Origin of the sequence: Acinetobacter sp. YH01011 (assembly GCF_013420785.1) — a bacterium.
Taxonomy (GTDB): domain Bacteria; phylum Pseudomonadota; class Gammaproteobacteria; order Pseudomonadales; family Moraxellaceae; genus Acinetobacter; species Acinetobacter towneri.
Genome location: NZ_VOYG01000019.1, coordinates 32,374 through 44,636, shown reverse-complemented (window position 1 = coordinate 44,636; position 12,263 = coordinate 32,374). Strand labels below are relative to the sequence as shown.

The 12,263-nt window shown below is 40.6% G+C and carries 8 protein-coding genes; 2 read left to right on the top strand and 6 right to left on the bottom strand.

Translation table 11 applies throughout. The features are described 5' to 3' along the window. Window positions 1-1,235: 1,235 nt before the first annotated feature. Window positions 1,236-2,468, bottom strand: coding sequence for a tyrosine--tRNA ligase (tyrS, locus tag FTT78_RS12215; RefSeq protein ID WP_162495524.1), 1,233 nt, complete (start codon window positions 2,466-2,468; stop codon window positions 1,236-1,238). Window positions 2,469-2,531: 63 nt separating this feature from the next. Here tyrS and FTT78_RS12210 point away from each other — a divergent pair, with 63 nt between their 5' ends. After that, entirely contained in the window at window positions 2,532-3,659 is a 1,128-nt protein-coding gene (locus FTT78_RS12210) for an anhydro-N-acetylmuramic acid kinase (protein WP_004969740.1), read from the top strand. Window positions 3,660-3,790: 131 nt separating this feature from the next. On the opposite strand, the gene erpA is transcribed toward FTT78_RS12210, so the two are convergent. The 3 genes from erpA to FTT78_RS12195 all read right to left on the bottom strand — a co-directional run bounded on the left by erpA (window position 3,791) and on the right by FTT78_RS12195 (window position 6,465). Continuing rightward, on the bottom strand, window positions 3,791-4,126 hold the full coding sequence (gene erpA / locus FTT78_RS12205; protein WP_004969742.1) for an iron-sulfur cluster insertion protein ErpA: 336 nt from the start codon (window positions 4,124-4,126) through the stop codon (window positions 3,791-3,793). Between the two features lie 133 nt (window positions 4,127-4,259). Beyond that, window positions 4,260-5,267, bottom strand: coding sequence for a putative solute-binding protein (locus FTT78_RS12200; protein WP_104852777.1), 1,008 nt, complete (start codon window positions 5,265-5,267; stop codon window positions 4,260-4,262). A gap of 181 nt (window positions 5,268-5,448) precedes the next feature. Next, window positions 5,449-6,465, bottom strand: coding sequence for a putative solute-binding protein (locus FTT78_RS12195; protein WP_180044408.1), 1,017 nt, complete (start codon window positions 6,463-6,465; stop codon window positions 5,449-5,451). A 387-nt stretch (window positions 6,466-6,852) separates the two neighbouring features. Between FTT78_RS12195 and FTT78_RS12190 the strand changes: the two genes are divergently transcribed. Beyond that, the gene (locus FTT78_RS12190; RefSeq protein ID WP_104852778.1) at window positions 6,853-8,793 is read left to right on the top strand and encodes an ATP-binding cassette domain-containing protein; all 1,941 of its coding nucleotides are present in this window, start codon (window positions 6,853-6,855) and stop codon (window positions 8,791-8,793) included. A gap of 461 nt (window positions 8,794-9,254) precedes the next feature. Here the strand turns inward: FTT78_RS12190 and FTT78_RS12185 are convergent, their stop codons facing one another. After that, window positions 9,255-9,617 (bottom strand): hypothetical protein, encoded by a 363-nt coding sequence (locus tag FTT78_RS12185; protein WP_004969754.1) that lies wholly within the window; start codon window positions 9,615-9,617, stop codon window positions 9,255-9,257. A gap of 161 nt (window positions 9,618-9,778) precedes the next feature. Continuing rightward, window positions 9,779-12,247 (bottom strand): DNA topoisomerase (ATP-hydrolyzing) subunit B, encoded by a 2,469-nt coding sequence (gene gyrB / locus FTT78_RS12180; RefSeq protein WP_004969755.1) that lies wholly within the window; start codon window positions 12,245-12,247, stop codon window positions 9,779-9,781. Window positions 12,248-12,263 lie beyond the last annotated feature (16 nt).

The following is a 12,263-nucleotide window of genomic DNA, read 5'->3' as shown; positions in this document are numbered from 1 at the left end:
GATCAAACTCTTCAGTTAAAATCATTTTGAAGTTTTAATCTAAACTTCCAAATCTGGCTCATCAATTTTCTGACTTAAATTTCGCTCAAATAAACTTCGAGTAATTTAAACCAATCAATCAATGAAATATGTTCGATCGATCAATCAGTAAAAATCCACACAAGTTGTTCTTCATAATCTCTTAATGATCTCAACTTCTACCTCGTCAGTAGAAATTTTAACGCAAAAAATTCTCTACAACTTAACCCTGTGAGCTAAGTTTGTAGGCTGTTTCGCGTCGGGATGTGTGCATTCTAGGGGATTTCAAAATCTTTGCAAGCCCCAAATTAGGATATTTTTCACGTATGTATTTTTTTTCTACAAAAATACTTGGTTTTTTAATTTTTTAGCTATTTTTTCATCAAATTTAAATAAAAACTCACATCTACAAAGTAAAGAGGGCTTTTTTATCCATACTTTTATGGGCTCAAATCGGTCAAGTTTTGCAGGCTGTAATCAACGATTGCCAATGTATACAATTCTTTTTGTCTTATGATATCTAAAAAAATTTTACATCTCAGTTAAAAATGCTTTTGCATTATCCAGAATCATATTCCTACATACGGCGTACCTATCATTGATTTCATATCAGTGTGGAGGTCTTGTCCGTTGATTAAAAGTTGGTGTTCAGCATTTACATTATTGATTTCAAGTCGAATGAGTCTACTCCTCTATTCAACAAGTTTAGATCGCGCCATCCACATGCACTACCTACAAGAGGTTTTGCCGTATAAAAGTAGCTTTAGCTTTGAATTTTGAATTTAGGTCTTAAAGTTTTAAGAAAATTTTTATAAAACAAAGAGAAGTAATCTTACATTTTACCTTTAGATATAAACCACAACAAAACTAGAGGCAAAAAAAAGAAAGAGATCTCTCCCAAAATCTCTCCCTCGGAGTTGAATCTATATGCGATCCATATATCATTATTATAGTTATACGAAAAAAAGAGTCCCTTGGGGAAGGGACTTGTAAATTGTGGAGCTATAGTTATAAGTACCCTCTAGATCTGTTTTGTACACTGTGTCTAGATGGGTAAATCTTATACATAACTGAGCAAAAATGCAAGCTACTTGGCAAAATTTAAGTGTTGTTTTTATAAGGTTTTTTTTGAATTTACTTATTCATATAATTAATATACCAAACAGAAAATAAAAGCAGACCGAAGCCTGCTTTTATTTCAATCACTTAGAATGGACCTAGTCCGTAAATGTGACTTTGGCAATGGCTTTTTTGCCCGCCTGAATAATGTGTGTTGCGTTTTCTTTGACCGAGAAACCTGCGTCGACCACATTCCAATCCACTTTTACTGCGCCACGTGCCACAGCATCTTTGGCTTGTGCAGCATTTTTAGTTAAACCTGCAGCACGTACAATAGAAGCAATAAATAATTCACCACCAAATTCAGCACGTGAAATTGTTACTTCTGGCGTACCTTCAGGTAATTCACCTTCGGTAATAATATTACCCGCACCTTTATGGGCATTGGCTGCGGCTTCGCTGCCGTGGAAACGCTCAACCAATTCGAGTGCCAAAATCTTTTTGATTTCTTGCGGATTACGACCTTCTGCCATTTCTTTAAGCAAAATTTCAATTTCATCCATCGACTTGAAGCTGAGTAACTCAAAATAGCGCTCAATCAGACTATCAGGCATCGACAAGACTTTTTGATACATCGCACCCGGTGCATCAAATACGCCAATATAGTTGCCTAAAGATTTAGACATTTTATTCACGCCATCTAAGCCTTCAAGAATTGGCACAGTAATACAAACTTGCGCTTCCTGATCATAACGACCTTGCAAGGTACGTCCCATCAACAAGTTAAAGGTCTGGTCTGTACCGCCCAATTCTACATCGGCTTGTAATGCCACCGAGTCATAACCTTGTACCAACGGATACAAAAATTCGTGAATCGCAATCGGTTGCTGGTTGTTATAACGCTTGGTGAAGTCATCACGTTCCAACATACGCGCTACGGTTTGCTGCGATGCCAACTGAATTAAGTCTGCTGCAGTTTTTGTTGCAAACCATTCAGAGTTAAACACCACTTTGGTTTTATTTGGATCAAGAATTTTAAAAACTTGTTCCTGATACGTTTTGGCATTTTCCAAGACTTTTTCACGTGACAACGGCGGACGTGTAGCACTTTTACCTGTTGGGTCACCAATCATGGCAGTGTAATCGCCAATCAAGAAAAATACTTCGTGACCTAAGTCTTGGAATACTTTTAATTTATTGATTAATACCGTATGCCCCAAGTGTAAATCAGGTGCAGTCGGGTCAAACCCCGCCTTAATTTTTAAAGGACGATTCTCTTTTAATTTCTTTAGAAGATCTTCTTCAGAAATAATTTCATGCGTGCCTCGTTGAATGAGGGCAAGTTGTTCTTCAGCCGGCAGGAAATTTGACATCACGAAATCCAAACACATCAGTTATTCAATTTGTGCGATATACTAACACTTTTTCAGCATATTGCAGGCTATAGAATAACCATGACAGCGATCTATATTGGGGTAATGACGGGCACAAGTATGGATGGTGTCGATCTTGTTGCTGCTTCTTTTGATCCACTGCAACTCCACGCGACCCTGACTTTGCCGTTTGATCCCGATTTACGTGACGAACTCATGGCACTGACTTTGCCAGGTGACAATGAAATTGACCGCATGGGCAAAGCAGATGTGGCTTTAGCCACCATGATTGGACATGGTATTAACAGCCTGATTGAAAAAAATAAACTGGATAAATCTCAAATTAAAGCGATTGGTTCGCATGGCCAGACCATTCGTCATCGTCCTGAACATGCTTTTACTTTACAAATTGGTGATCCGAACATCATCACCGAAATCACCCAAATTCCTGTAATTTCAGATTTTCGTCGTCGTGACATGGCTGCAGGCGGACAAGGCGCACCGTTAGTGCCCGCTTTCCATCAAAACTTATTCCAACATCCGAGTATTCATCGGGTAATTTTAAATTTAGGCGGCATTGCCAATGTCAGTTTGTTGCCTGCAGGACAGCCCGAAGCAGTATCGGGTTTTGATACAGGGCCTGCCAATATTTTAATGGATGCTTGGTGTGAGCGTTACACAGGACAACCTTATGATGAAAATGGCAATTGGGCTGCGTATGGACATCCGATTCGCAGCTTGTTAGATCGTTTACAAGCCCATGCTTTTTTCTCTAAAGAACCACCCAAAAGTACAGGGCGCGAAGACTTTAACTTGGAATGGCTAGATGAACAGGTTGCCGATTGGCGCAATGATGTGGAATATGACGAGCTGGAAGATAATCCTGAAAATATTCAAGCGACTTTATTAAAGCTCACCACCCGCGCGATTAAAAAAGCCATTTATCGTTCAGGCATGGATACAGGTGAAGTCTATGTCTGTGGCGGTGGTGCCTATAATTCTTATTTGCTAGAGCAATTGCGCTGGCGTTTGCGCAAACATCAATGGACTGTACAAAGTACAGCCGATTTAGGGCTAAACCCAACATGGGTCGAAGCCACCGCCTTTGCTTGGTTGGCAATGCGTTTTTGTCAGCAATTAAGTGGCAATTTACCTGCGGTCACAGGGGCTAAAGGTGATCGCATTTTAGGTACCATGACTTTGGTTTAAGGATGCACTTTTAAACCAGATCAGTAGCAACAAAAAAGCCTTTCCTCTTCTATATAGGAAAGGCTTTGATCATTTTGAGTGCATCAATCTACTTTTTCAGATGCTGATACTCAAAAATATTTAAATCATACTTAGATTGAGAATGAAGAACCACAACCACAAGTCGTGGTTGCATTCGGGTTTTGTACCACAAAACGCGAACCTTCCAAGCCTTCAATATAGTCCACTACCGAGCCAACTAAATATTGATAGCTGAGTGAATCGACCAGCATTTTTACATCGCCATTCACAAATTCTGCATCATCTTCATTTTGGCTTTCCGCAAAGTTAAAGCCATAAGAAAATCCTGAACAACCGCCACCTGTCACATATACACGTAGCATTAAGTCTTGATTACCTTCACTGTCACGCAATTGGCGAACTTTTTTAGCAGCGTTGTCGGTGAGCTCAAGTGCTTGGGCATTCATGATGGATTTTCCTCAGGTACAATTCAGATGTCTTTTCTGCAAAAAGACCACTTATCAAGTATAGCATACTCAATATTGGGACGGTGATGCAGAATTAAAGTGAATTCTGAGTAATTACCTCAAGATTCTCCAATTATTTGTAATTTTCGTCCTGCAAGCCACATTCAAAATTGGTTGGCGCTTCTTTACAGCGGAATTGCCACAATAATTTCATCATGCGTTTGTCATAAACACCACGTTTAGTTAAATCAATCCGCGATTCACGCATCATTTTTTGATAACCCGGTTGATCTGCTGCAGGCACTTGCATCCAATATTTTGCAGGAATATCGGCTTTCATTTTGCCTAAAATACCAAAGGCACGTGGTAACTGCCCTTTCACCCATTCACGTGATTTTTGCCCAAAACCTGCAGGGAATTTATCTGGGCGGATAATGATATTGCCCGTGACCTGTAAAATTGGATAATTCACAATCGCGCCTTTAGTGCCTAAGCCTTTATGTAGTTCCAAAGGACGGAATACTGCAGCAGGCGCACCAATAATATCGACCTGACCATTGTTAAATTTACTGCCAAAATTGGTGACATCGGCACTTACTGCTTGCGCACCAATTTGCTGTACCATAATTTTTTGCGCTTGGTCATAATCTAAAACAGCAATTTTTTTCCCCGCGGCTTTGGCGACACTATTAATACTGCGGTCATTCACCATCAAAAAGGCATCGCCCACAGGAATGACACCTGCAACTTCATACTGACCATTGCGCATATATTTGGCGAAAGCAGGACTTGCCAAACCTTGCATGACTTTGACTGCCAGTTTTAAATCTGGAATCGCGCCAATTGCATCCAATGAGCCTGTAAAATGGTTAAATTGACGACCACGCATGCCCGTCACACTAATACCATCACATTTTCCTGCTTTAAAATCTTCTGCAATCACGCCTTCGTTTTGACCTACGCGTAACTCAATCTCTGCACCCCAGTTTTTGGCCGCCAATTGATAGTCTTGCATTAAGTTATAGACATCACCGTTTTTACCGACCAAATCGAATACACAGACCACTTGTTTGGCCTGCGCTGCACTAGCGACTAAAGATAAGCCTGCGCCAAATAATAAAGCTTGCGTCCATTGTTTCATTTCTAGTTCCTTCCATTTTTTGTTTTTCTGCGCACAGTTGATCCAAACCTTCAATTTAGTATCACTGTTCTTTTATCAAGCTCAGATTAGCGAATTTTGATTTTTTGGCTGATATGGCTCAATTGACGAATCTTTCATTATAAAAAACCTAGAGATCTAGGCTTTTTTATTAAAAATCAATCTATTCACCACCTAGTGAACATTCAAAATTGGTTTTTTCGACAGAACAACGAGCGCGTTTTAACACACTCATCATGGCAGGGTCATAAATGCCGCGTTTGGTCATATCCATACGTCCATCACGCAGCATTTTTTGATATTTGGTTTTATCTTCTGCGCTCAAGTTCATTTTATATTTGGCTGGAATCTCACCTTCCAAACGATTAATCATACTCATCGCTTTAGGCAGATTTTTTACAAACCAATCTCGTGATTTTTGCCCAAAGCCCGCAGGGAATTGTTCAGGACGAATCACAAAGTCTGCGGTCACTTGTAATACAGGGAAATTAAACATTGCCCCGTTATTGCCTAAACCTTTGTAGATTTCTAAAGGTTTGTACGCATAGGCAGGCGCACCGACCATATCGACCTGACTATTGTTAAACTTCGCCACAAAGTTAGATACATCAGAAATGACGGCTTGCGCGCCTACACGCTGCACCATAATTTTTTGTGCATCGTCATAGCCCAATACCGCAAACTTTTTCCCTGCTGCTTTTTCAATCGAGCTGATGTTCTTGTCGCGCACAAAAATAAAGGCCGAACCTAAAGGTGAAATACCCGCAACTTCATATTTCTTGCCACCTAAATTGGTAACCATTTTCGCTGCATTACGTTGATCTAAAGCAAAGCTGATGGCACGTTGTGCAATCGCATTACTTGGCGCACCACCTAAAGCATCAATCGAGCCTGCAAATTTATTGTATTGGCGAGCACGCATGGCGGTCATAAATACCCCATCACATTTGCCTGCTTTAAAATCATTGTCTGCGACAGCTTCATCCTGACGTGGAATTAAATTGACTTCTGCACCCCAGCCTTTTGCTGCTAGCGCCCACTCTTGTGCCATCTGAAAAGATTCACCTGACTTACCCAGTAAGTCAAAGACACATACATCTACTTTTGCTGCTTGCGCCTGAGCACTGAAACCGATCGCTGCGAATGCTGTCAATGTTGCGCTGACCCATATTTTTTTCATTGTTTCGATCCTTCTACAGATTTTTTTATTTTTGAGTGTCCGTACACGAAACAAATATTAAGCAAGTTCAAATTAAAAAAATAGAGCATTTACTCGAATTTCATCTGTCAATTCTGCCAAAACCTTATACTGCCTTATTTAAGCGATCATTTTTATTTCATAATTCACTTATATTTTATAGATTTAGATCAAAATAAAGATCATTTCCAACATGCACGTATTTTGTGCTTGTTTACAAAGTCATAAAAAAAGCCTGTTGTTAGATCATAATTTTTAAACATCACAAGAGAGATTTTTCGCAAATCACAAATAAAACTGGGCTTATTTTTGTTTTCTGGTGGGCTTCCATTAGAATATGCCCAACTTTTGTTGTGACCAGTAAACACCATGATTCAACTTGACCAAGTTTCTTTACGCCGCGGTGGACGTGTTTTATTTCAAAAAGCGTCTATGCAAATCCATCCAGGCTGGAAAGTCGGTCTTACAGGTGTCAATGGTGCAGGAAAATCCAGTTTATTTGCTGCGCTTTTAGGTAGTTTAACCCCAGACGAAGGTACGTTGAGCCGTCCGCAAGGCTGGACTGTGGCGCACATGGCACAGGAAGTTAAAGCATTGGATTTGCCTGCGATTGATTTTGTGCTGTCGGGTGATGAAGAATACTGGAACATTCAACAACAACTGCAACATCCTGAACAATTAAATAATGACCAACTTGCACATTTGCATGGTCGTTTTGATGAAATTCATGGCTATACCGCACCCGCCAAAGCCGCACAACTGATGGCAGGTTTAGGTTTTATGGAACATCAAAACAGCTTGGCGGTCAGTAGTTTTTCTGGTGGATGGCGCATGCGTTTAAATTTGGCGCGTACCTTAATGAGTCGCTCCGAATTATTATTACTGGACGAACCAACCAACCACTTAGACTTAGATGCAATTTTATGGTTAGAAGACTGGCTTAAAGCCTATGCGGGAACTTTGGTGCTGATTTCCCATGACCGTGATTTTTTAGATGCCATTACCGATCATATTTTACATATTGAAAATAGTGAACTGACTTTATATACAGGCAATTATTCAACCTTTGAAACCACACGCAGTGAACGCTTGGCACAACATCAACAAGCGTATGAAAAACAATTAGAAACCCGTGCACATTTACAAAAATATATTGATCGTTTTAAAGCCAAAGCCACCAAAGCACGGCAGGCACAAAGCCGTATCAAGCAATTGGAACGCATGCAATTGCTTGCCCCTGCGCATGTAGATACACCATTTACCTTTAGTTTCCGTGAACCGACCAAAATGAGCTCACCCTTACTGACCTTGGAACAAGTCAGCATTGGTTATGCAGACAAAGTGATTGCCAGCAAAATTAACCTACAAATTACCCCGACCAGTCGTATTGGTTTATTGGGGATGAACGGCGCAGGTAAATCGACCTTAATTAAATCCTTAGTGGGTGAATTGGCGTTATTGGCAGGTACTCGCAAAGCCTCAGAATTACTCAATATTGGCTATTTTGCACAGCATCAAATGGATGCTTTGGATGATAGCGCCAGCCCGATGCTACAACTGGCACGCATTGCCGATAAAAAAATCAGCGAAGCCACTTTACGCGCCTTTTTAGGCAGTTTTGGTTTTAGTGGCGAACGTATGGACACGCCTTGTGAAAGTTTTTCAGGAGGTGAACGTGCACGTTTGGCTTTGGCTTTAATTGTCTGGCAACGTCCTAACGTACTGATTCTGGACGAACCGACCAACCATTTAGACTTAGATATGCGACATGCCTTAACCATGGCATTACAGGATTATGAAGGTGCAGTGGTATTGGTGTCACACGAACGTCAATTAATTGCCAGTGTCTGCGATGACTTACTCTTGGTTCATGCAGGACAATGCACAGAATTTGAAGGCGATTTACAAGATTATGCCCAATGGTTACGCCAAGCTCGTGCAGACATGCTTAAGCAAGGTACATCCAACACAGCTCCATCCAATCCAAGTCCAGTGGTTGAGAACAAGACTAACCTAGTCAAAGTAGATAAAGAAGCTCAACGCAAACTGGCAGCACAACGCCGTGAACAAACTCGCCCTATTCGTAAAAATATTGAAAAATACGAAGCGCAAATTGAAAAAATTCAACCGCGTCTGACTGAAATTGAAACCGAACTGGCAGATCCTGCCCTTTACGATGCCAACCGTAAAGATGATTTGCTCAAACTCATGAATGAGCAAAATGATCTGAAAACAAAATTGGCACAGGCAGAAGAACAAATGCTTGAATTGATGATGGAATTGGAAGAACTCGAAAGTAGCTTTGAATAGCCATACCGATGAGATTTTAACGCTATGCTAAATAGGGTTAAATCTCATCATATTTCGTAGAATATGCATTGTGTATGTTCCATACTTATAAGACACATTCGTAATAGTTTTAATCTTTAGTTTATCTTCACAATAACCACGCAAAGAAATTTAAGTCACTCTCTGCGTTTGTTTATTTTTACTTATCAATCTTGCACCACAGCATAATTGTATGACACCCCCACCCTGAATAAAAGTAAGACAGCATAGCTACCAAGCAAGAAGTTTTGAATTTAAAACTCAGTGTGATTTTTAAATTCAAAATCTACAATTTAAATTTAAATTTAAAAGCAAAAACTTAGTTATCCACAACTCAAACTAACTGTTATTTTAAATTCAAAACTCTAATTAAAGCCAAATCAATCCATTCTTTCATGGTTATTTTGAGTCATTGAATCTCAGTGATTCACAGAAAATCGCTGCTACTCGGCAGTAATTTTTGCTTTGCTAATACATAATTCTTGTATTTTCCAGCCCTGAATATAGCGCCAGATTTCTTGAATATACCCTTGATCATCCGCCAAACCAATTTGAATCCGACAGTTAACCTGCTCACGATCAAACTCATATTCTTCTAATTCAACATTCGGTTTGATCGGTTTCCAGACACCATTATTCACTGCATGCTGAATGTTGGCATAACGTGTTTCACGATTTTCCACACGTGATTCTGCCGTATAAACGACTTTAAAATCTTCATCTTCATAGTGTGCTAACAGCTCCACATTGCCAGTAAAAAAAGCATTCACCCATGCATCACGTGCTTGTTCTAATTGATTATCCATCTTAATGATTCTCCTATATTTTTGGCTTAATGTAGCTCAGCATGACAGAACAATAAGTCAGTTTTATAAAAGTTATTTGGATGAATCACGACAACAACAAAAGCCAAACATAAAAAAGCACTCCGTAGAGTGCTTATGGTTATGCGGATGATTTGGACGAATTAAGCGTCAATATCTGCATTTAAGGCATTTTCTTCAATAAAGGCACGACGTGGTTCTACATCATCGCCCATTAAGCAAGAGAACATGCGGTCTGCTTCAATGGCATCATCAATGGTGACTTGCAACATATTGCGGTTTTCTGGGTCCATCGTGGTTTCCCAAAGTTGTTCCGCATTCATCTCACCCAAACCTTTATAGCGCTGAATCATCATGCCGCGACGCGAGTCCTGCAAAATGTGTTGCCACACTTGATGGAAATTGTTGACCGTAATTTTACGTTCGCCTTTTTCCAAATACGCACCTTCTTCAAGCAGCGTAAACCAGCTTTTTGAATTTTTCAGCAAACGTGCATATTCAGCTGAACCCAGCAAACCTGTGTCTAGCAAATAGGTATGTGGCAAGTTGTGCACATATACCGTGATTCGTGGCCAATACGTTGCAGATTTTTGACCATCCGCATCTTCTTTTTCAAACTGTTCGATGCTTAATTCAGGACGCAAACTTGGTTGTAATCGTTCAATGCTTTGACGTAATTGCTCGCCCCATTGTTGTACATACGCCTGATCTGCTGCTTGATCAATTTTAAAGGCATCTAATTCTAATAAACCATCCAACAGACTTGCAGGATAACGCAGCGTTAAACGGCTCAAACTCTTTTGTGAAGTTTGATAATCAGCAATGACTTTGGCTAAAGCCTCACCACGAATTGCAGGTGCATCAGCACTCACATGCAGCTCCAATTCATCAATCGCATTAGAAATTAAATAGGTTTCTAAAGCATCGTTATCTTTGATGTATTGTTCCTGCTTGCCTTTTTTCAGCTTATACAATGGTGGCTGTGCGATATAAATATGACCACGCTCAACCAATTCTGGCATTTGACGGAAGAAGAAGGTCAATAGCAAGGTACGAATGTGTGAACCATCTACGTCAGCATCGGTCATGATGATGATTTTGTGATAACGCAGTTTGTCTGGGTTATATTCTTCACGACCAATACCACAGCCCAAAGCGGTAATTAAAGTACCTACTTCTGCCGATGAAATCATCTTGTCAAAACGGGCACGTTCCACGTTCAGGATTTTACCTTTCAGTGGCAAAATTGCCTGCATTTTACGGTTACGACCTTGTTTAGCCGAACCACCTGCAGAGTCACCCTCGACTAGATATAATTCAGATAATGCAGGGTCTTTTTCCTGACAGTCAGCCAATTTACCAGGCAAACCTGCAATATCCAAAGCACTCTTGCGGCGCGTCATTTCACGGGCTTTACGCGCCGCATCACGGGCACGCGCTGCATCAATAATTTTACCCGCAATGGATTTTGCCGCTTGTGGATTTTCCAATAAATATTCAGAGAAAGATTTATTCATGGCCTGCTCAACAGCAGGTTTCACTTCACTCGATACCAATTTTTCTTTGGTCTGTGATGAGAATTTTGGATCTGGCACTTTGACCGACACAATCGCGGTTAAACCTTCACGTGCATCATCACCCGACACCACGACTTTTTCTTTTTTCAGGATATTTTCGCTTTCCATGTAGTTGTTTAACCCACGGGTTAGCGCAGCACGGAAGCCTGCCAAGTGCGTTCCACCGTCTTTTTGTGGAATGTTATTGGTAAAGCAACGTACGTTTTCCTGATAGGAATCATTCCACTGCAAAGCAACTTCTACGGTAATTCCGTTTTCAGCCTGTGTCGTGAAATGGAAAATTTCATTCAGATGGGTTTTGCCTGCATTAATATATTTCACAAATTCAGACAAACCACCTTCATAGTCAAAAATATGTTCTAAATTGACACGTTCATCACGCAATACAATACGCACGCCCGCGTTTAAGAAAGACAATTCACGCAATCGGCGTGCCAAAATATCCACATTAAAAATGGTTTGGCTAAAGGTTTCAGCACTTGGCCAAAAACGCACAGTCGTACCTGATTGCTCAGTGTCGCCCACTACTTTTAAAGGATATTGTGGATCACCATGGCGGTATTCCTGTTGGTGAATTTGACCCGCGCGTTTAATCGTTAATTCAAGTTTACTCGATAAAGCATTGACCACCGACACACCAACGCCGTGCAAACCGCCCGACACTTTATAACTGTTGTCATCAAACTTACCACCTGCGTGCAGAATGGTCAGAATGACCTCTGCTGCAGAGACACCTTCTTCAGGGTGAATATCGGTTGGGATACCACGACCATTGTCAGATACGCTGACAGATTCATCTTCATGGATAGTCACCAAAATTTCATCACAATGACCCGCCAAAGCTTCATCAATAGCGTTATCGACTACCTCGAACACCATGTGATGCAAACCTGTACCATCATCTGTATCACCGATATACATGCCTGGGCGTTTACGAACAGCATCTAGGCCACGCAATACTTTGATACTAGAGGAATCATAAGCCTTTTCATTGGTTTGTTCTGTAGTAGAGACAGATTGATCTTCTGAACTCATGGTTTCTCCCTAGTGA